General features: G+C 68.5%; 19 protein-coding genes and 1 other RNA gene. 6 read left to right on the top strand and 14 right to left on the bottom strand.

The annotated features are described in order from the left end of the window. Positions 1-210: 210 nt before the first annotated feature. The 3 genes from NAG42_RS34625 to rnpB form a co-directional block, all read right to left on the bottom strand. A complete protein-coding gene (locus NAG42_RS34625; RefSeq protein WP_250036248.1) occupies positions 211-1,407 on the bottom strand; it encodes a PrsW family intramembrane metalloprotease in 1,197 nt (398 codons plus the stop codon). Next, positions 1,404-1,976 carry a hypothetical protein gene (locus NAG42_RS34620; protein ID WP_250036247.1) on the bottom strand — a complete coding sequence of 191 codons (573 nt, stop codon included), beginning with the start codon at positions 1,974-1,976 and terminating at the stop codon, positions 1,404-1,406. The genes NAG42_RS34625 and NAG42_RS34620 overlap by 4 nt, the downstream gene beginning before the upstream one ends. A 522-nt stretch (positions 1,977-2,498) precedes the next feature. Beyond that, positions 2,499-2,902, bottom strand: an RNA gene (gene rnpB / locus NAG42_RS34615) — RNase P RNA component class A. 76 nt (positions 2,903-2,978) lie between these two features. On the opposite strand from rnpB, the gene NAG42_RS34610 reads away from it, so the two are divergent. Both NAG42_RS34610 and NAG42_RS34605 read left to right on the top strand, forming a co-directional pair. Further along, entirely contained in the window at positions 2,979-3,743 is a 765-nt protein-coding gene (locus tag NAG42_RS34610; RefSeq protein WP_250036246.1) for a sulfite exporter TauE/SafE family protein, read from the top strand. A gap of 34 nt (positions 3,744-3,777) precedes the next feature. After that, positions 3,778-4,464, top strand: coding sequence for a DEAD/DEAH box helicase family protein (locus NAG42_RS34605; RefSeq protein ID WP_250036245.1), 687 nt, complete (start codon positions 3,778-3,780; stop codon positions 4,462-4,464). Between the two features lie 228 nt (positions 4,465-4,692). On the opposite strand, the gene NAG42_RS34600 is transcribed toward NAG42_RS34605, so the two are convergent. The 7 genes from NAG42_RS34600 to NAG42_RS45170 all read right to left on the bottom strand — a co-directional run bounded on the left by NAG42_RS34600 (position 4,693) and on the right by NAG42_RS45170 (position 11,512). Continuing rightward, the gene (locus tag NAG42_RS34600) at positions 4,693-5,247 is read right to left on the bottom strand and encodes an NUDIX hydrolase (protein WP_250036244.1); all 555 of its coding nucleotides are present in this window, start codon (positions 5,245-5,247) and stop codon (positions 4,693-4,695) included. A 172-nt stretch (positions 5,248-5,419) separates the two neighbouring features. Then, a complete protein-coding gene (locus NAG42_RS34595; RefSeq protein WP_250036243.1) occupies positions 5,420-5,797 on the bottom strand; it encodes a hypothetical protein in 378 nt (125 codons plus the stop codon). 117 nt (positions 5,798-5,914) lie between these two features. Then, positions 5,915-6,739 (bottom strand): carbohydrate ABC transporter permease, encoded by an 825-nt coding sequence (locus NAG42_RS34590; RefSeq protein WP_250036242.1) that lies wholly within the window; start codon positions 6,737-6,739, stop codon positions 5,915-5,917. Beyond that, positions 6,729-7,667 (bottom strand): carbohydrate ABC transporter permease, encoded by a 939-nt coding sequence (locus tag NAG42_RS34585; protein WP_250036241.1) that lies wholly within the window; start codon positions 7,665-7,667, stop codon positions 6,729-6,731. Before NAG42_RS34585 ends, NAG42_RS34590 begins: the two co-directional genes overlap by 11 nt. Continuing rightward, positions 7,664-8,908 (bottom strand): ABC transporter substrate-binding protein, encoded by a 1,245-nt coding sequence (locus NAG42_RS34580; RefSeq protein ID WP_250036240.1) that lies wholly within the window; start codon positions 8,906-8,908, stop codon positions 7,664-7,666. Before NAG42_RS34580 ends, NAG42_RS34585 begins: the two co-directional genes overlap by 4 nt. A gap of 14 nt (positions 8,909-8,922) precedes the next feature. Beyond that, positions 8,923-10,521 (bottom strand): FAD-dependent oxidoreductase, encoded by a 1,599-nt coding sequence (locus NAG42_RS34575; RefSeq protein WP_250036239.1) that lies wholly within the window; start codon positions 10,519-10,521, stop codon positions 8,923-8,925. Continuing rightward, on the bottom strand, positions 10,514-11,512 hold the full coding sequence (locus tag NAG42_RS45170; protein WP_250036238.1) for a LacI family DNA-binding transcriptional regulator: 999 nt from the start codon (positions 11,510-11,512) through the stop codon (positions 10,514-10,516). The genes NAG42_RS34575 and NAG42_RS45170 overlap by 8 nt, the downstream gene beginning before the upstream one ends. A 220-nt stretch (positions 11,513-11,732) precedes the next feature. On the opposite strand from NAG42_RS45170, the gene NAG42_RS34565 reads away from it, so the two are divergent. The 3 genes from NAG42_RS34565 to NAG42_RS34555 are packed head-to-tail and all read left to right on the top strand — an operon-like array spanning position 11,733 to position 13,694. Continuing rightward, on the top strand, positions 11,733-12,686 hold the full coding sequence (locus tag NAG42_RS34565; RefSeq protein WP_250036237.1) for a glycoside hydrolase family protein: 954 nt from the start codon (positions 11,733-11,735) through the stop codon (positions 12,684-12,686). Positions 12,687-12,724: 38 nt separating this feature from the next. Next, positions 12,725-13,207, top strand: a complete 483-nt coding sequence (locus NAG42_RS34560; protein ID WP_250036236.1) for a hypothetical protein — start codon at positions 12,725-12,727, stop codon at positions 13,205-13,207. Positions 13,208-13,247: 40 nt separating this feature from the next. Then, on the top strand, positions 13,248-13,694 hold the full coding sequence (locus tag NAG42_RS34555) for a cytidine deaminase (RefSeq protein WP_250036235.1): 447 nt from the start codon (positions 13,248-13,250) through the stop codon (positions 13,692-13,694). Here the strand turns inward: NAG42_RS34555 and NAG42_RS34550 are convergent. Next, positions 13,691-14,836 (bottom strand): MFS transporter, encoded by a 1,146-nt coding sequence (locus NAG42_RS34550; protein WP_250036234.1) that lies wholly within the window; start codon positions 14,834-14,836, stop codon positions 13,691-13,693. The genes NAG42_RS34555 and NAG42_RS34550 overlap by 4 nt on opposite strands. Positions 14,837-14,894: 58 nt before the next feature. After that, positions 14,895-16,265: a stress response protein gene (locus NAG42_RS34545; RefSeq protein ID WP_250036233.1), complete on the bottom strand. Its 1,371-nt coding sequence runs from the start codon at positions 16,263-16,265 to the stop codon at positions 14,895-14,897. A gap of 188 nt (positions 16,266-16,453) precedes the next feature. Here NAG42_RS34545 and NAG42_RS34540 point away from each other — a divergent pair, with 188 nt between their 5' ends. Further along, positions 16,454-16,870 carry a VOC family protein gene (locus tag NAG42_RS34540; protein WP_250036232.1) on the top strand — a complete coding sequence of 139 codons (417 nt, stop codon included), beginning with the start codon at positions 16,454-16,456 and terminating at the stop codon, positions 16,868-16,870. Here the strand turns inward: NAG42_RS34540 and NAG42_RS34535 are convergent. Both NAG42_RS34535 and mctP read right to left on the bottom strand, forming a co-directional pair. Further along, on the bottom strand, positions 16,838-17,419 hold the full coding sequence (locus NAG42_RS34535) for a class I SAM-dependent methyltransferase (RefSeq protein WP_250036231.1): 582 nt from the start codon (positions 17,417-17,419) through the stop codon (positions 16,838-16,840). The genes NAG42_RS34540 and NAG42_RS34535 overlap by 33 nt on opposite strands. Before the next feature lie 78 nt (positions 17,420-17,497). After that, on the bottom strand, positions 17,498-19,144 hold the full coding sequence (gene mctP, locus NAG42_RS34530) for a monocarboxylate uptake permease MctP (protein ID WP_250036230.1): 1,647 nt from the start codon (positions 19,142-19,144) through the stop codon (positions 17,498-17,500). Positions 19,145-19,146: the final 2 nt, after the last annotated feature.

Genomic DNA, 19,146 nt, shown 5'->3' with positions numbered 1-19,146 from the left:
CGGACGGCGGCCGCCCGGAGCAGGTCGTCGAGCGCGGGGCCGAGCCGCTCGGCGAAGGAGCCCGGCAGCGCCTCGAACGCCGGGACGCCGTCCGTGCCTCGCCGCTTTGCTCCCGGCGCGGCCCGGCGCAGACCAGGGCGCCACCGCTGGACATGCCGAAGCCCCGGTTCCTCCGGTGAAGGGAGGCAGCCGGGGCTTCGCGCGGATCGGTCAGCTGGGTGATGCGGCCGGGGCTTGGCCAGGGGTCTTGGCCGCGGCGGTCTCGTAGCGGTCGCGCAGGATGCGGACCTCGAGCTTGTCCTGGTCGGCCCGCGGGCCCGGGCCGGTCTGGCCATACTGCATGACCAGATGCAGCTGCTTGCGTTGAAGCTCGTGGTAAATCCTGCCGGCCTTGCGGCCGTGCTGTTTACGGGCCTGACGGCGTAGCTTCCGGCGGCTGCGCAGTGAGCCCAGCGCGTGCCGTTCCTCCGGGGTGATCAGGTCGTCGCCGTCGATGTAGGCATCCGCGATGGCGATGAGGTTGGTCGCCTCGTCACGTCCGGCGAGCCACCACAACAGGGCGCCCAGGACGAACAGCGGCAGCCCGCGCAGGAAGATCTGGACAAGATTGCTGGGCTCCAACAGCGGGGAGTTCCAGAGGAAATGCATGGACCAGGCGATCAGGAAGAATCCCACGGCCACCGCGAGCCGGACGCCGAACGGCTTGTGCCGGCGGGTCAGGAAGTACCCGATGCCGATCGCGGCGATCGAGGTGAACAGCGCGTGGCTCCACAGCCCGGACAGGATGCCGCGCACGAGCACGATCTGCACGACCGGAGTGATCTCGTTGGGACTGGGATAGGACAGCCCTTGGCTGAGGGTATAGCTCAGGTCCTCGGAAATCTGAAAACCCAGACCCACGAGCGCGCCGATGCTGGCCGCAGCCAGCAGAGTGCGGAACTGTGTGCGGGCGATCAGCACCAGCAGGATCACGCCGAGGATCTTGAGGGTTTCCTCGGTCGTCGGCCCGACGATCGCCGCGCCCCAGTCCTCGGAGAACTCCGGGCTCGTCGTCTTGGACAACACCGACAGGAATTCCGTGTTCACCGGCCCGGCCAGGTAGATGGCACCGAGGCTGCCCCAGGCGAAGGCCAGGACGAATCCTAGCGGTGGGTGCTGGGCGAACAGGTCAAGTTGCTGGTGGAAGAACCACAGCGGGATCGCCGTGTACAGGGTCCAGACCAGCAGGCCCAGCAACACCGTCACCGGTACGACCTGCGAACCCTGGTAGAGCTCTCGTGACACGGAGAACAGGCCGTTGGCCAGCAGGAAGATCAGCAGCCAGAACGCGAACCGCCGTGGCTGGAAGAAGCTGTCCACGCCCACGGGCCCGCGAACAGCGGCCGGAGGATTGTCCAGTGTCGTCATGACTGCTCCGTCCGGATGCTGTCGATCATGGCTTGGTAGTCGGGCAGGCTCTGCTCGAACGCCGAGTCCGGGCTCCGCCCGACCATCACGATCGCCCGGTCCGCGGCCTCGTCGACAGACACCCAGATCCGGCCCTGATCCTCCTGATCGAAGAAGCTGAACGTCGTACCGCTCACGCCGCCCGCCGTCGCGAAGGTGGCGTCATTGTCGATCACCCGGGCCTTACCGATCGCCTCGTCGATGCCCTTCTGCCGCTCGACCTCCTCGGCCAGCGTGCCCTCCCAAGGCAGCACCTGAACGTTGAACTGCCCGGCCTGACCGACCAGCACCACCGAGGACGTCGAGTCGCTCTGCGACGAGTCGGTCGCATCGAGATACCAGCCGGCCACGGGCACGAAGCTCACCGCCGGCCCGACCTGCTGCACCGAGCCCGCAGTGATGGGCTGCAGGTCCGGCTTCGTGTGGTCGTCCAGGACGACCCAGAGGCTGACGTACGCGACGATGACCGCCAGCACAGCCAGCCCGCCGGGCCAGGTCCGGTACGGCTCCCGGCGTGGGAGCTCCGGCACCTCACCCTTTGACCTTTCATGTAGTCCTACCGCCACGATCTCCCCAAATGTTTGTGCACGACCCCCGCCGCGCGGACCATCCTTCCGCCGCCCATACGCAGGGACAACAAGCTCGTACAGGAAGTGATCAAGAATTCACAAGGCAACTCAGCCCAGCGCATTTCAGACCGGTACTTAACGCCTCCGGCGGGCAGGGCCTCCGGCCCTACGACCCGGATCGAGCCTCCGGCGGCCGGGCTACCCGCCCTGGACCCGGCGGCTCTGGGATGCCGAAGCCCGGCGGGTACCCATCGCACACCGGGAGGCAGCCAGACCGCGCCTGCCCGGGCGTAGCCTGCGCGACGGGATGCCCGCTCAGGTAGGCGACCCCCTCGCTTTGAAGATCTCTCCTGGGCCGTGTCTGGGCCGTCTGGGCCGTGGCTGGGCCGTCAAACGTCGACCAACATTGACCAACGTCAACTAGAACTGACGTTCGAATTGCCACGTGAATGAGGGTGCAAGGCACCCTGACCAGGTAGGCGACGGACGAGTCAGCCTGTACGCCGGATTTTGTCCTGGCAGCCCTGAGGCCGCCATGGGCGGTCATCCATCTCGGCCGGCCGTTGCCGGCTCGGCTCTTGCGGCCTACCCGCAGGCTCGGGCGAGCAGCCCTCGAACGCCTGCGCCGGCCACCGCCTCGCGGCCGTGGCCTTGCTTGGCCTTGCTCCGGGTGGGGTTTACCTAGCCACCCCGGTCACCCGGGGTGCTGGTGAGCTCTTACCTCACCGTTTCACCCTTACCGGCCTTTGCGGACCGGCGGTCTGTTTTCTGTGGCACTGTCCCGCGGGTCGCCCCGGGTTGCCGTTAACAACCACCCTGCTCTACGGAGTCCGGACGTTCCTCGGCGGCACCCCGGAGGGTGCCGACGCGACCGCCTGGCCGACTCGTCCATCGCCCCGTCAGTCTACGGGCCGCCTCGCCGGCTGCCGCGCCGACCGCCCGGGCCGTAGATTCGACCTCACCATGGATGTCGCACATGTCCTTCTGCTGGTGGTCGCCGGCCTCGCCGCCGGGGCGATGAACGCCATCGCCGGCGGCGGGTCGCTGATCACCTTTCCCAGCCTGATCGCGACGGGGCTGCCGTCGGTGGCGGCCAACGTGACGAACTCGATCTCGGTCTTTCCGGGCTACGTGTCGAGCGTGGTGGGCAGCCGGGCCGACCTCGCGGGGCAGCGCGGCCGGCTCACCCGGATCGTGCCCACCAGCGTGCTCGGCTCGGTGGGCGGGTGTGCGCTGCTGTTGCTGACTCCGGCGCGGGCGTTCGAGCTGATCGTGCCGTTCCTGGTGCTCGCGGCGGCGGCGACGCTGGCGTTCCAGGAGCGGCTGCGCGGGCTGGTCGGGCATCCGCGGCACATGTCGGCGCGCCGGGCCGCGGTCTCGTTGCAGGTCGTCGTTTTCGTCGGGGCGATCTACGGCGGATACTTCGGTGCGGCGCTCGGTGTCATGTATGTGGCCGCGCTCGCGCTGATCCTCGACGAGCCGCTCAACCGCATCAACGCGCTCAAGAACGTGCTCTCGGCCGCCGTCGGGCTGGTCACGCTGCTGATTTTCGCGGTCTTCGCGCCGGTCAACTGGGCCGCGGTCCTCATCCTCGCCCCGGCCACGGTGATCGGCGGATACGCGGGGGCCAAGCTGGCCCGCCGCATGCCGTCGCATGTGCTGCGCGCGGTGATCGTCGCCTTCGGCACAGTCATCGGTCTGCTGCTGCTCTACCGCGCGCTCCGCTGACGACTCGCACACCGCCGATGAGTCCGGCACGCTGATGAATCGCGTGCACCGCTGGTTCCGCCGTTGTCCACAGGCCGGATGCTCGGCTTGGCGGGCTGTGGAAACCCGAAGCACCGCCCTTTCGATCCCGGCTACGCTGCCGCGCATGACCGACCTCCTCTTCGTCATCGGCCCACCCGCCGTGGGCAAGATGACGGTGGGCGAGGCGATCGCCGCCCGCACCGGCTATCGCGTGTTCCACAATCACCTGACGATCGAGCCGGTCCTGCGCTTCTTCGACTTCGGTACGCCGCCGTTCCACCGGCTGGTCGAGGGCTTCCGCACGAGCGTCCTCGAGGAAGTGGCGGCCGGCGACCTTCCGGGGCTCGTTTTCACGTACGTCTGGGCTTTCGACCATCCCGGCGATGCCGAGGCCGTGGCCGGCTACGCGGAGCCGTTCATCCGGCGCGGTGCCCAGGTCCGCTATCTCGAGCTGGAGGCGACGCAGGCGGCACGGTTGGATCGCAACGGCGGCGCCGACCGCCTGGCTGCCAAGCCGTCGAAACGCGATCTCGACCGCTCCCGAGATCTGCTGCTCCAGGCGGATTCCGACTACAAGCTCAACTCGACGACCGAGTTCGACGGCCGCGAAGACTACTTGCGCGTCGACAACACCACGCTGTCCCCCAGGGAGGTGGCCGACATTACGATCAAGCACTTCGGCCTGCCTGTTTGTTCCTGACAGCCGGCGCCCGTCACCTGCTCGCCGCGCCGTAGAAAGCAGTGTAAAGCCAGGCGCCGCCAGGGGAACGCGGCCCGTTGAAGCGGTGCGGATCCGGCGCTGTCGAGCGGCTTGGCGCGGATTGAAGCGCAGTCGAGTGGGGGCAGGGCGGACCCGAGCGCAGTCGAGCGGGGGCAGGCCGGATCCGAGCGCAGATACGCGATTTGGTGCGGGTGAGGGCAGCGGGGATCAGTCGGAGATCTTGTTGAGGAACCGGGAGAAGTGGGGGTCGAATCGGGCGGGGTCGGCCTCGGCGAGTTCGGAGCGGGACCACCATCGCACCCGGTGGAACTCGCCCTCGTCGACCGTCAGCGGCTGAGTCCGATCGCAGGGCAGGACATACCAGAGGCTCACGTCGGTGTGTCCTGAGTCGATTCCCACGGTGCGCGTGACTGTGAGGAACACCGGCTCGCGCGACACCAGTGAGCCGTCGAGTCCCAGTTCCTCGCCGATCTCGCGCTGGGCGCTGACCAGCGGGTCCTCGTCCGGCTCGACGTGCCCGCCCGGCGGCAGCCAGAGACCGGCGTTCACGTGATCAACCAGCAGGATCGCCCCGTCACGGGGGTCGACCGGCACGACGTACGACACCAGGTGCCGGTCGGGCGTGGCCGGCTTGACCCGCCGATACACGTCGTCGGTCTGTTCCAGCCAGGTCAGCACCTCGTCCTGCTGCGACGCCTCGACGTCGTCCCCCGCTCGCAAGCCGGTCACCACCGCGTGCACACCACTCACCGACGTCCGCATCGCAGCATGATGCCACCGCCGCCGGCGATCACTCAGCAGGCTGGAACCAGCGCGCCGCGGCCTCGAACCCGTCCGACGGCTATCACTCCGCCGGCTGGAACCAGCAAGCCGCGGCGTCCGACGGCTATCACTCCGCGGGCTGGAACCAGCAAGCCGCGGCGTCCGACGGCTATCACTCCGCGGGCTGGAACCAGCGCGCCGCGGCCTCGAAGGTGTCTGACGGCGTGCTGTTGAAGGCGATCGCCGCCCCCGCCGCGTGCCGGTGTACGAGGTTCATCACCTGCTCGAACAGGTCGAGCCGTTCCTCGTTCTTGCGGATGCCGCCACCGATGACGACGACCTCCCACGATCGCTGCGCGAGCGCGGCCGTCACCACCGCCCCGATGTCGTCGCTCCCGTCGAGCCCCACGAGGCAGCTCTCCGCTCCCACCCCGGCCTCCGCGAATTTCGCCATCCCGGCCGCGATACCTTCGGCGGCCGGTGCCGGATCCCAGGGTCCCGGCACGCGGTAGGGATCCAGCCCGATCACCAGCACACGCGGCTTGTCCATCTCCTGACGCTACCAACCCGACGGGGGCAGAACGGGCCGCGGACCGAGTGCACGGCCCAGCCCACCGGCAGCGCAGTGGGCCGCGGGAAGCAACCACCAGGGCAGCGGGACGGGCGGTCAGCCCTTGAGGCCGGTGTGGGCCAGGCCTTCGATGAACTGACGCTGAGCCAGCACAAAGACGATCAGGACCGGGATGGCGGTCATCGAAGCCGCTGACAGTTGGACGTTCCAGAGCTGGCCCTGGTAGGCGTCGGTGAACTGGGTCAGGGCCTGGGGCAGTGTGTATTTCGTCCGGGTCGAGAGGTAGACGACCGGCTCCAGGTAGAGATTCCAGCTGTGCAGGAACGTGAAGATGGCCACCGCACCCAGCGCCGGCCGGGCCAGCGGCAGGGCGATCCGGCGGAAGATGGCGGGGCGGCCCAGTCCGTCCATGCGGGCGGCCTCCTCCAGCTCGCCGGGCAGCGTGATGAAGAACTGCCGCATGATGAACGTGGCCAGCACGCTGGACGGGCCCAGCATCGGCACCAGGATCAGCGGCCAGTGGGTGTCGACCAGGCCCAGGCTGTTGAAGATGCGGAACAGCGGGACGATCGTCACCTCACTCGGGATCAGCAGGCCGGTCAGCACGACCAGGAAGAGCACGTTCTGACCGCGGAACCGGATGCGGGCGAAGGCGTAGCCGGCCATCGCCGCCACGACCAGGGTGCCGAGGGTGACCACCACGGCGATGTACGCGCTGTTGAAGTACTGCTGGGCGAACGGCTGCATCGTGAAGACCTGCCGCCAGGGCTCGAAGCTCCACGACGACGGCCACAGCGACGGGGAGAAGATCTCGGCGTTCGGCTTGAACGAGCTGGTGATCATCCACCACGTGGGGAAGACGAACGGCACGCACAGGACGAGCAGGATCCCGTACAGGAAGACCTTGACTTTAACGCTCATGGAAGACCCACCTCTTGCGCATCTGCCATTGCAGAACGGTCAGGGCCAGGACGATCAGGAAGAGCACCACGGACAGCGTGGCGCCGTAGCCGAAGGCGTGGAATTGGAACGCCTGCTGATACAGGTAATAGACCAGGACCGTTGTCGAGGTGCCGGGGCCGCCCTGTGTCAGGACGCTGATCTGGGCGAATACCTGCAAGGACCCGACGACCGTGATGATCGACGTGAGCAGGATGGTCGGGCTGATCAGCGGCAGCGTGATGCGGCGGAAAATGGTCCAGGGTCCGGCGCCGTCGGTGCGGGCGGCCTCGTAGAGCTCCGGCGGCACACCCTGCAACGCGGCCAGGAAAAGCACCATGTTGAGGCCGACGTTCTTGAAGACCTGCACGACCACGACCGAGGCCATCGCCGTGCCGCCCGACCGCAGCCAGTTGGGGCCGTCGATGCCGGCCGCGTCGAGCAGGCCGTTGATGCCGCCGTTGTCCTGCAGCAGGAAACCCCAGACAATCGTCCAGGCGAGCAGCGACACGACGACCGGCGAGAAGAACAGCACGCGGAAGAAAGTGGTGCCGCGCAGTTTCTGATTCAGCAGCACGGCCAGAAGCAGCGCCAGGGCCAGATTCAGCACCACCAGCCCGATCGAAAAGAATGCGGTGGCGCGCAGCACGGACGGGAAGTTCCGATCCTCGGCGAGCTTGCGGTAATTGTCGGCGCCCACGAAATTGAACGTATCGGCCAGCACGTTCCATTCGTGCAGGCTGTACCAGACGACCAGCACCAGCGGCAGGAAGACGAAGGCGGCGGCGCCGAGCAGAGCCGGCGTGATGAAAAGGTATCCGGTGAGTTGATCACGGCGGCGGGTGGTCCAGAACGGACGCGGGCCGGTGGACCGGGCCGCCGGAGCAGTCCGGTCCAGCACGACGGTCATTTGGCGAGCAGCGGGTTGATGGCCGTGCACACGCCCTTCAGGACACCCGCGACGTCGGCGCCGGGCTTCCACAGCGGGTCGAGACCGGAGCGTACGGCTTGGTTGATCTCGGCGCTGCCGGTGTGACTCGGCTTCACCACGCCGCTTTCGATTCCGTCGATCACGACGCTCTGCAACTGCTCGGGCTTGAGCAACGGATTCGCCTTGGCCAAGGTCGCCGCGTTGAGCTGTGACTGCCGCGGCGGCGGGAAGAACTGGGCGAGCTTCTCGGAATTGGCCGGACTGGTGAAGAACTTGACGAAGTCCTGCGCCGCGGCCGCGTGCTTGCCCTTCTTGAGTACGCCGAGACCACCCTGACCGATCACCGAGTAGTCACCCGCCGGCCCGGCCGGCAGCGGCACCAATGTCCAGCCGAAGCCGTCCTTTTCGAGCAGTGACGCCCGCGAGATCTGCGCGATGGTCATGGCCGACTCGCCCGCGAAGAAGTCGGCGGCCACCCCCGGAGCGGGCAGTGCCTTGTCGGTGAAGATCGCCTTGTGCAGGAACGTCATCGCGTCGACCATCGGCTGCTGGTCGAAGCCGCAGGTCTTGCCGTCGGCGCTCCAGGCCTCGGCGTCCCACCCGCGGAAGACGGTGGCCAGGTTGGTCCAGTCCTTGTAGTCGAAGTCGCGCACGACCAGGCCCTGCTTGCCGGTCTTGGTGGCAGTCGCGGCGGCCACCTTGGCCGCGTTCTCCCACGTCCACTTGTCACCGGTGGGCAACGTCTGCCCGGCCTTCTTCAGCAGGTCGGTGTTGACGAAGACCCCGAACGGCGACGTCGAGAACGGGTACGCCATCAGCTTGCCGTCCTGTTTCCAGAGCGCCGTGGCGGTGGGCACCAGGCCGGCCGCGTCCTCGATGCTGTCGTCGAGCGCGGTCAGCGCACCGGAGGCCACGAAGTCGGGCGCCGCGCCTTCGAGGATCCAGGCGATGTCGGGCGCGTTCCCACCGGCGATCTGGGTGGTGACCGTGGTCGTGTAGTTCTCGAAGGGCAGGGCGTCGAACTTGACGGTGACGTCCGGGTGGGTCGTCTTGTATTCGGCGGCGATCGTGTCGAACAGCTTGACGTGGTCCGGGTTGGCCGACCAGGTGGTCATCCGCAGGGTGACCGGGCCGTCCGACCCGGCATCGCCCCCGCCACCGCAGGCCGTGAGGGCGCCGATCAGCGCGAAGGTGGCGGCTATCGAAACGGTCTTTCTCATTTTGGCTTCCTCTCTCAATAACCGCTGATGTCGGGCCAGCGCAGCTCGACGCCGTCGGTGCTCAGGTGGTGGCGGAACTCGGTGAGCAGATCGGGGGTGTTGCGGACGGCCCGGGGCGACACCGAGCGGTCGAGGCAGAAGGCGGCCAGCGCGCCGGCCACCTCGCCGGTGTTCCACTCGACGGGGTGCAGGCGGTACGAGCCGTTGGTGATGTGCGTGGTGCCGAGGTTCTTGCCGGCCGGCAGCAGGTTGTCGACGCGCTGCGGGATGAGCGCGCCGAGCGGGATCTCGAACGGGCACGAGGCCACATCGATGTAGTTGTCGCCACCGGTGGAGGGGTGCAGATCGATGCGGTACATGCCGACGCCGACCGAGTCCGGGTAGGACACCGCGCCCCGGTCGCCGCGGATGACCAGCGACAGGTCCTGCTCGACGACGGTGTACTCGGCGCGGATGCGTCGCGCTTCCCGCACGTACGGGGCCATCGCGAGCCCGTCCGGGCCGCCGGTGACGTCGCCGCGCAACCGCAGGCCGGGCCACCCGGTGCCACCGTCGGGGCGGGGCGCCTCGGTCTGCAGCCAGTAGAGCACCGAGTGCGACAGCCCCCGGGCCGCGCGCTCGACCGCGGCCGGGTCGGGCACGTCGACGTACGGCTCCTCGAAGTAGTCGATCATCGGCCAGTTCACCAGGCAGATGTCGCTCGGGTAGAAGCCGTCGGCGAAGTTGCGCCGGGCCGCGATGCGCCGGAACGTCCACAGGTTGCCGTCGCCGGGGTTGACCCGCTGATCGGCGTCGACCAGCCACGGGTCGTCGTCCGGGTTGGGGGTGAACGAGCGGGTCGAGGTCTCGAGCGTGCGCGGGTTGGGAGTCTGCCAGGAGAGCATCCTGGCGCCCCAGAACGGCGGCTGGTAATCGCGCCAGAACCCGTACGCGTCGGGCTTGTCGATCGTGTGATTGCCGTCGAGATGGTCGATCGCGAAGCACACCGACAACGCCTGCATGTTGGCCGGGCCGGCCGTCGCAGGCGCGCTCGGCTCGCCGGTCTCCGCGCTCGACTCGGCGCCGGTCACATACTCCGTGCCGGTCATCGGCAGCAGCGCGCCGGTCTCGGTGGCGTCCAGGACGTACGGGGCGGTGAGCACGATGTCCTCGCCGAGATGACGGACGGTCACGGAGCTGACCCGGTCACCGTCGGTCTCGGCCGACACCGGTACGGCCGGTTGCAGCACCGTGAGCCGGCCGGACCCCCGATGGGGGGCGAGCATCTGCTCGATCACCGCCACGGCGACCCTCGGTTCGTGGCAGAGCCGGCTGACGTGCCCGGCCCCGGGATTGAGGTCGCGGGTGCGCCGCGCACGCTCGGTGAGCGGGAAGTGCGACCGGTAGTAGTCACGGATGCCCTCGCGCAACGCCCGGTAGCTTCGCGTGACGCCGAACTGCTCGACCCAGCTGTGCTCGTCGGGTGGGACGGCCTGGCTGGTCAACTGGCCGCCGAGCCAGGCGTACTCCTCGGTCAGCAGCACCGACCGCCCGGCCCGCAGCGCGGCCAAAGCTGCCGCCACCCCACCGAGACCGCCGCCGATCACCACGACATCGGCATGAAGCTCACGCACCGGCCACCGCCAGGGTCGCGCCGGCCACGGGTTCGCACGGCAGCAGTCGCTGCGTCTCGCCGCCCGTGCCGTCCAGGATCGACGACAGCACCTCGACCGCCTGCCAGCCCATCTCGCGGCGCGGGATCCGATAGCCGGTGAAGTCGAGATCCGTGCTGGCCGGCCGGGTCGGGTCACCGAGGGCGACGAACGACAGATCCTCCGGCACGCGCACCCCCCGCCGCCCGGCCTCGGCCGCGAGCAGGGCGCCATCGGCGAACTCCTCCACGAAGACCGCCGTGCAGCCCTGGGCGCGGAGCTCGTCGAGCACGTTCGGAGTGAACCGCAGCCGCACGCCGGTGATCCCGGCCTCGGCGGCGGCCGTGGTGAAGCCCCGGAAACGGTCGGCGTGCGACTCGGGACCGGTGCCCTCCCCGACGTACGCGATCTTGCGATGCCCGAGCTCGGCCGCCCGGCGCACCTGGGCCGCGGTCGCCGACGGATAGTCGGCGCCGACATAGGGAACCGGACCGCCCGCGTCGTCGCGCCGGCCGACGCTGACGAAGGCCTGCCCCTCGGCCAGCAGCCGGGACAGCTCCTGCGGATCGAGCCAGCGGCCGAGCAGTATGCAACCGTCGGCCAGCCGGAGCCGGTTGTCCTGGGCGAAGATGCGCCGCCGCCCGTCGATCACCGGCGCGCTGGTGAACAGCAGCAGGTCGCAGCCGATGCTCTCGGCGCACTCCTCGATGCCGACCAGGAACGGGTGGTAGAAGTCGCCCAGCCCGGCCGGGAACACCGGCTCGTAGGTGAAGACGCCGAGGAAGCGGTTGCGCTGGTCGGCCAGGCGACGGGCGATCGGGTCGGCCACGTAGCCGGTGCGGCGGATCGCCTGCAGGACCCGTTCCCGGGTCTCCGGCGCGATGCGGACGGCGGCGTCGTCGCGCTCGTTGAGCACGATCGACACGGTCGTCTGGCTGACGCCGGTCATCCGGGCGATGTCCTGCTGCGTCACCCGCCTGTTGCTGGATGGCACGTCGGAGTCTCCTCTGTTACGCCGCTAATACGCATTAACAAACGTGAACCGATCGTCGGGCACCAGATCGGTGATCGTCAAGGAATCTCCAGCACTAATAGGTATTAGCACCTTGACCACGGTTGTTAACGGTGGCGAAACTTCGATGCGTCGGCGCTACCCGTCCCGAGCGCCGCTCCCCCGCTTCGGAGGTCGTCTCATGGATCGACGTTCCCTGCTTCGCGGCGCCGCCGTCGTCGGCGCGGCCGGCGTGTCCGGTCTCGCCATCCCCGGCACAGCCCGGGCCGCCGGGCCGGCCGGCATGCCCACCTACCGGTATCTGCGCGACGCGCTCACGCTGCCGCTGCGCTACAACCCGACCGGGGAGTTCATCTTCCCCTGCATCCGCGGCGTCTACGACAAGATCAGCGGAGCCCGCGGCCGCTACTACCTCTACTACGCACCCCACGAGAAGCCCGGTGGCATCTGCGTGGCCTGGGCCAACTCGCTCGACGGCCCGTTCACCGAGCATCCCGGCAACCCGATCATCGACAACGTGCTCCCCGGCGGCGGCACCGTCTCGCACGTGTCGTCACCGCACGTCACCTGGGAGCCGGCCACCCGCCAGTTCCTGCTCTACTGGCACGGCGAGAACACCACGACCCGCGTCGCCCGCTCGTCCGACGGCCTCACCTTCCGCGACGAGACCCCGATCCTGAGCACCCGCCTGGTACCCGGCCTGACCGAGACCTCGTACGCCCGGGTCTTCGCGCACAGCGGCCGGTACGTCATGGTCTACATGGGCGTGCTGTCCGGGAAGCGGCGCATTTATCACGGCTGGTCGCCGAACGGCTGGGACCAGTGGCAGTTCGCGCAGGTGCCGCTGGTCAACCCGGAGCCCGACGGCCTGACCGACATCTCCGGCCCGTCGCTGGTGGTCCGCAACAACACCACGTACGTCGCCTATCACGGCAACGACGGCAAGATGCGGATCACCGAGGTCGGCAACGCCTTCGACCGCGAGAACCACCTGGGCGTCTTCCACTCCCCCGCCGCCCCGGACAACGGCCGCACCGCCGCCCCGTCCTTCGGCACCGACGGCGGCGTGGAATACATGTTTTACGAAGCCGGCCCGCGGTTGAACGCCCGGATCTGCATCGCCCGGGCGGTCTGACCACCGGTCCCGTTGCCCGTGCGGACTACCGTCAGTCCATGGCTTCTCGATCCTATGCGCACGCCGTCGGCCGGGCCGCCTCCCAGGCGGCGCTCACCAGTGCCTGGCTGGCGGCCCGCGATCTGCCGCCGGCGAAGCGCTATCTGGCCCGTTCGGGCGCGGTGGTGGCGAGCGGGCTCGGCTATCTGGCCACGCCCGACGGGCGGCAGAGTTACCGCGAGATCCGCAAGGACCTGATGTCCCGGCACGAGCAACCGGACACCCAACCCGCCAAGGATGGCCCGCCCGACTTCACGATGGACAAAGGGCGGGCCCTCGCCATCGCCGGCTCCCTCGCCCTCACCATCGGGGTGACGCTCGGCCGCCGCCGGCTGCAGAAGCACTGGCTGGCCCGCCTCACCCGCGACGGCCACCCCCACCCCAACCGGGCGATGGCCGTCCGCGCGGCGCCGGTGATCTTCGCGGCCGAACTGGCCGTGCAGATCATCAACATGCACATCCCGTCTAGCAAGCAGGACTGACCGCGCCGTCTCCAGCCGGCGGCTGCCGTAACCTCGCGCCATGGAACTCGATCAGCGTCTCGTCGACGCGGCCATCGATCAGATGAACCGCCGATGGCCGGGCGACGAGTACGGCGGGGCGGCCGCCCTCTATCTGGCCGACGGGCAGATCCTCACCAGCGTGTGCCTCGACAACATCAACATGGGCGTCACTCTGTGCCATGAGACCGGGGCCATCTGCCAGGCCTACACATGGGACAAGCGGGTGACCGCGTCGGTCTGCGTGAGCCGGAAGGCGGGCAGCACGGAGGTCTTCGTCCTGGCGCCGTGCGGCATCTGCCAGGAGCGCCTGGCCCTGTGGGGGCCCGAGGTCCAGGTGGCTGTGGACGACCGGCGAAGCCCGTCCGGCTGGGCGGCACGCACGCTGCTCGAGGTCAACCCGTTCTATTGGGCCACCCGCTTCGCCGACGGCGGCATCTGGCCGTCGACCGCCGCGCACACCGCCTAGCGACGGAGGACCGACGCTGCCAGCGTCATGATCACCATCAGGCCGACGATCACGCCGAACGAGACCGTCAGCGACGACAGGTGGGCGATGCCACCGATGATGCCCGGGGCGATCAGACCACTTCCGTACGCGATGCCGGCCACCCCGGCGATGCTGCGCCCCGGGTGTTCGCTGCTGCGCCCGGCCGCCGCGAAGACCAGCGGCACCACCACCGCGATGCCGATGCCGAGCAGTCCGAAGCCCGCGATCACCAGCCCCACCGGTTCGAGCAGCACGATCATGAGGGCGCCGGCGGTCGCACACACTCCGCTGATCCGGACCGTCGTGACCGGCCCGAGTCTGCGCACCACCCAGTCACCGCCGAAGCGGGCCACGGCCATGCAGACGGAGAAGATGGACACCGTGGCGGCGGCGGTCGCGGCCGGGCTGTCCAACAGATCCCGTACGTAAACCGCGGCCCAGTCGAGGCTGGCGCCCTCGGCGAAGACCGCGCACAACCCGATCAGCCCGATCGGCAGCACCGCCTTCGACGGCAGCGCGAACGCGGGCGGCTCGGCCAGCGACGGCTCGGGCCGGTGCGGCACGATCCCGAGCGACGCCACCAGCACCACGACGGCCAGCACAGCCACGGCGATGGCGAAGTGCGCGGGCGCCCCGAGTCCTTCCCGAGCCGCGACCACGGCGATCGCCGACCCAGCCAGCCCGCCGACACTCCACCACCCGTGGAAGCTGGACATGACCGACCGGCCGTACCGCTCCTCGACCAGCACGGCGTGCGCGTTCATGGCCACGTCGGCCAGCCCGGCCGCCGCCCCGTAGGCGACGAGCGTCAGGCAGAGCAGCCACAACGTGCTGGGCAGGGCCGGGAGCAGCAACGCCCCGACCCAGCACAGCATGAGCACCCGGACCAGCGACCGCAGATCGAAGCGATACACGAGCCGCCCCGACAACGGCATCGCCACGAGCGCCCCGACCCCCGGCATCAACAGCGCGATCCCCAGCCCACCCGGCCCGACCCCCACCTGGTCCGCGATCCACGGCACCCGAGCCGCGAACGTCCCGGTCACCGCCCCATGAGCGGCAAAGATCGCCGACGTGGCCACCCGGGCCCGCCGCAGATCCAGAACATCGCTACTGATCACATTCCTGACAGTAAGCGAAACGGCCGCCGGATGAGATCCACCCTCTTGAGCCCCGAAATCAGGCCGGGGCGGGCTCAGCGTCGCCTTTCGTCTCCTGCGGCCCGTCCTGCGACGAGATCGCCGTCGAGACCAGAGAGGCTGACACCGGTTCGACAACCACCTCCTCCGGGGCCCGGAGCCTCGGCGGAGCCTGCATCCAGGGCTTGAGGTTCTGGATAACCTGCTCATAGAAGTCGTCGACCGCGGAGAGAACCGACTCGATGAACGATCCTCGTCCTGTGCCGCGCTTGGTCCCGGCCGCCGAGTTGGCGGCTACTCGGAACATTCGCAGTTCTTTGGTCGGGTCGCCCACGAGGAGTCCTGGATTTTCCCGCACGGCCCGCAGAAGCTCAGTATTCCCGGGCCCTCGGGAGTATGCCGCAAACGACTCCAACCGTACGGTTTCCGGAGCTTGCTTGAGCTGTCGCACCAACCAGTTGACACGTGTGGTCGGCTTACCCTCGCGCGGAGCGTCGACATCGACGTAGCAAGTGATCTTGCCTGCACGGATATCAGCGCTGACAAAAAGCGCTCCGACGGCGCCCGAAATGCGTAACCCACCGGTCATCAGACCTGTGGTCGTCACCTGAGTCACCAGGGCTTGAGTTCGTGTCGCCGGCTCGGCCAGTTCCCGCCTGGTCAAGGCAGGCACGATCTCGGTCCCCAATCGACGCCCGAGTTTGAGCCCGGCGAATCTGATCAGCGCATCGAATCGACCGGCGACATCGGCTACGGCGGCGTCGGTGGCGCGAAGGGTGCCCGCGCCGATCGACTCACGGAACGAGACCCAGTTAGGCCCCATATCGCTGAACTCGAGAGCGCCGGATTTCGGATGCTCCAGGTATCGGATCAGCTCACCCAGGACCCACGCCTGGTCCGGATCGGCGACGCCGCGGTACTCCTTCTGCATGACCGCAGCGGTGAGCACCTCCGACCAGGGCAGATGGTGCAGGGCCACCTTCTTCAGTTTCCGCTTGTCAACTGCCGTGGGGTGCTGCCCCGGCACGGGCGGGATCTGGTTGGAGATTGTGAGAAGAGCGTCGAACCCCTGGTCCCGCGCGATGTCCAGATACCGTTCGAGCTGTTCGACCTGAAGCTCGTTACTTCCGGTCTTGACCTCGACCAGTGCCGTCCACTCACGCTGGCCCCGTGAGACGCGGATCAGCCCGTCCGGAAAGAACTTCCCGTCGCCCAGCTTGAAGGGCACTTCGATGTAGGTCTGCACCGCGCCGGCCGGAGCGCCCAGCGGCTGCGTCAACGCCCGGCCGAACTCTCGAACGGCGCTCATCACCGCCAAGAGAGCCGACGTGGCCCGCCGCTCCTGCTCGTCAGCGCCATTGATCCCCGATGTGGGAATGAGGCGGGCAGCAAGCCAAGTATCCTCACTCATAAGTCACCCCTCGTAACGCAATGTTCACGCAGGCTACGCCCGGGCGAGCGTTGTATTCGGATAGACCGAAGCGCCGATCAGTCATGAGAACTGGCCGACTGACCCATTACCGTGGATTGCCACTGTGGACTTTCACGTTCGATGTGACGGTTGGTTCCGTGGTGGATCGGGCCGAGAAAGGAGCGGCGATGCCGCTACGGAGGCGTAAGCAGTGGTGGGGCGTGACGTTGGACGCGCCGGACGGAGTGGCTCTGGGGCGGTTCTATGCGCGGCTGCTGGACTGGCAGTTCTTTCCGGATGAGAGTGGGCTGGGCGGGTCCGTCGCGCCGTCCGAGAACGCCGGCTACAACCTCGGGTTCCAGACCGAGAAGAACTACGTGCGGCCGGTGTGGCCGGCTGAGCCGGGCCGCCCGCAGATGTCTATGCACCTGGAGATCGAAGTGGACGATCTCGATGAGGCGGTGGCGCACGCGGTCGAGATGGGGGCGACGCCGGCCGAGTTTCAACCCCAGGCCACCGTACGGGTCATGATCGATCCGGCCGGGCACCCGTTCTGCCTCTATCTCGGTGAGTCAGACGAAGGTGAAGAGGCGGACGTCCGGTAGGAACGGGTCGGGGTCGCGGGCCAGGCGGTGCACGCCGACCCGGAACCGGGCGTCGGGCGGGGCGGTGAAGCTGAGCTCGGTGAACCCGGTGGCGGCGAAGAGGTCGCGCACCACGCCCGCCTCGGAGCCGGCTCGCGTCCAGATCACGGTGCCGCCGGGCGCCAGCAGGCTGGGCAACGCCGCGATCGTGCGGGCCGTGTCTTCGTACGGGATGTTGCCGAAGACGCCGCACGCGAGCAGGACCTCGGCCGGCGCGACCGAAGCGTACGGCGTCGTGGTGCCGGCGTCGGCGGTGAGCACCGTGACCCCGTCGGGCGCGGCCTCGCGAGCCCGGGCCGCGAGCACCGGATCCCACTCGACCAGCACGGCCTGGGAACCCGCCGGCAGCAACGGCAGCACGTCACGGCCGTCGCCGGCGCACATGCTGATCACCCGGCGCGGGCGGTCGAGCAGCGGTCGCAGCTGCTCCCGGACCACCTCGAGGCGCCGGGACAGCGAGGAGCCCGGATCCTCGTAATCGTCATGCCAGCCGACCCAGTCGCGCGTCACGATGCCATTGAACAACAGAGAACGCCGCGCCCTTGGCGGAGGGCGCGGCGTCTCCTTGACCCGGGAGCGGGCCAGGCTTTACGTCGAGGACTGGTGGTCGACCGTGGCCGCCACGTCCTTGTCGATGCGCGGGTCGCCCTCGTCGGCGTAGTAGTCGTCCCGCGTCGTGCCGTCCACACCCTCCGGGCTCTTCATGGCCCGCAGGATGACCGTGGCGATGATCGCCACCAGCAGGTTGACCAGCACGGTGACGAAGCCGACGTAGATGGTGCGCTTGGTGTCGAAGCCGAAGTCCGCCAGCGGGAAGGCCGAGCCACCGAAGTGGGCCTTCCCGTTCGCCGGGTTCGGGATCTGCCACAGCATCCACATCGACAGGGCCATGCCGACCACCCAACCGGCGATCAGCCCGCCGCGGTGCAGCCAGCGGGTGAACAGGCCGAGCGCCACCGCCGGCGCGGTCTGCAGGATGATGATGCCGCCGATGAGCTGCAGGTCGATGGAGAACTGCGGGTCGAGGAAGACGATGCAGGCGACCGCCCCGACCTTCACCACCAGGGACGTGATCTTCGAGACGCGCGCCTCCTGGGCGTGGGTCGCGTCCTTGCGCAGGTATTCCTTGTAGATGTTGCGGGTGAACAGGTTGGCCGCGGCGATCGACATGATGGCCGCGGGCACCAGCGCGCCGATGCCGATCGCGGCGAACGCGACCCCGGCGAACCACGCCGGGAACTGCATGTCGAACAGCAGCGGCACGACCGTGTTGCTGTCGACCGTGCCCTCCGTGGCCCCGGGCAGCGGCTTCACCCCGGACGCGATGGCCGCGTACCCGAGAAGGGCGAGCAACCCGAGCAGGAAGCTGTAGGCGGGCAGCGCCGACATGTTCCGCTTGATGACGTTGCGGTTCTTGCCGGCCAGCACGCCGGTGATGCTGTGCGGATAGAGGAACAGCGCGAGCGCCGAGCCGAGGGCCAGCGTGACGTATTGGAGCTGGTTGTTGGCGTTCAGGGTGATGCCGTCGTTCGGGTTGGGCGAGGCGTTGAACTTGGCCTCGGCCGCGTCGAAGATGGTGCCCCAGCCGCCCAGCTTGTAGGGCAGGTAGATGACCGCCACCAGGATCACGATGTAGATCAGCGTGTCCTTGACGAAGGCGATGAGCGCGGGCGCCCGCAACCCCGACTGATAGGTGTACGCGGCGAGGATCGCGAACGCGATGATGATCGGCGCATGCCGGGCGAGCAAGCTGTCACCGGTCACGCCCATCGTTTTGAGCACGGCTTCGATGCCGATCAACTGCAGAGCGATGTACGGCATGGTGGCGACGATGCCGGTGATGGCGACCAGCAGCGCCAGCGTCGGCGAGTCGAACCGGGTACGCACGAAGTCGGCCGGCGTGACGAAGCCGTGCCGGTGCGAGACCGACCAGAGCCGGATCAGGATCAGGAAGAACAGCGGATAGATGATGATCGTGTACGGCACGGCGAAGAACCCGGCCGCCCCGGCACCGAAGATCAGAGCGGGTACGGCGACGAACGTGTACGCCGTATAGAGGTCCCCGCCGATCAGGAACCAGGTGATCCACCCGCCGAAGCTGCGGCCGCCCAGCCCCCACTCGTCGAGGTGCTCCATGTCCTTCGGCGCCCGCCACCGCGCGGCGACGAAACCCATGCCGCTGACCAGCAGGAAGAGCAGCGTGAAGACAACGATCTCCGTGATGTGATCGCCCATGG

Source organism: Paractinoplanes maris (genome assembly GCF_023544465.1).
GTDB lineage: Bacteria > Actinomycetota > Actinomycetes > Mycobacteriales > Micromonosporaceae > Actinoplanes > Actinoplanes maris.
Note: the sequence above shows the minus strand (reverse complement) of the source record. Positions and strands in the feature narration are given on the sequence as shown.

Bases quoted from the DNA above. Each gene is read 5' to 3' on its own strand.
- NAG42_RS34625 (WP_250036248.1), bottom strand. From the start codon at position 1,407: ATGACGACACTGGACAATCCTCCGGCCGCTGTTCGCGGGCCCGTGGGC.
- NAG42_RS34610 (WP_250036246.1), top strand. From the start codon at position 2,979: ATGGATGTCGCACATGTCCTTCTGCTGGTGGTCGCCGGCCTCGCCGCC.
- NAG42_RS34605 (WP_250036245.1), top strand. From the start codon at position 3,778: ATGAATCGCGTGCACCGCTGGTTCCGCCGTTGTCCACAGGCCGGATGC.
- NAG42_RS34600 (WP_250036244.1), bottom strand. From the start codon at position 5,247: ATGCGGACGTCGGTGAGTGGTGTGCACGCGGTGGTGACCGGCTTGCGA.
- NAG42_RS34595 (WP_250036243.1), bottom strand. From the start codon at position 5,797: ATGGACAAGCCGCGTGTGCTGGTGATCGGGCTGGATCCCTACCGCGTG.
- NAG42_RS34590 (WP_250036242.1), bottom strand. From the start codon at position 6,739: ATGAGCGTTAAAGTCAAGGTCTTCCTGTACGGGATCCTGCTCGTCCTG.
- NAG42_RS34585 (WP_250036241.1), bottom strand. From the start codon at position 7,667: ATGACCGTCGTGCTGGACCGGACTGCTCCGGCGGCCCGGTCCACCGGC.
- NAG42_RS34580 (WP_250036240.1), bottom strand. From the start codon at position 8,908: ATGAGAAAGACCGTTTCGATAGCCGCCACCTTCGCGCTGATCGGCGCC.
- NAG42_RS34565 (WP_250036237.1), top strand. From the start codon at position 11,733: ATGGATCGACGTTCCCTGCTTCGCGGCGCCGCCGTCGTCGGCGCGGCC.
- NAG42_RS34560 (WP_250036236.1), top strand. From the start codon at position 12,725: ATGGCTTCTCGATCCTATGCGCACGCCGTCGGCCGGGCCGCCTCCCAG.
- NAG42_RS34555 (WP_250036235.1), top strand. From the start codon at position 13,248: ATGGAACTCGATCAGCGTCTCGTCGACGCGGCCATCGATCAGATGAAC.
- NAG42_RS34545 (WP_250036233.1), bottom strand. From the start codon at position 16,265: ATGAGTGAGGATACTTGGCTTGCTGCCCGCCTCATTCCCACATCGGGG.
- NAG42_RS34540 (WP_250036232.1), top strand. From the start codon at position 16,454: ATGCCGCTACGGAGGCGTAAGCAGTGGTGGGGCGTGACGTTGGACGCG.
- mctP (WP_250036230.1), bottom strand. From the start codon at position 19,144: ATGGGCGATCACATCACGGAGATCGTTGTCTTCACGCTGCTCTTCCTG.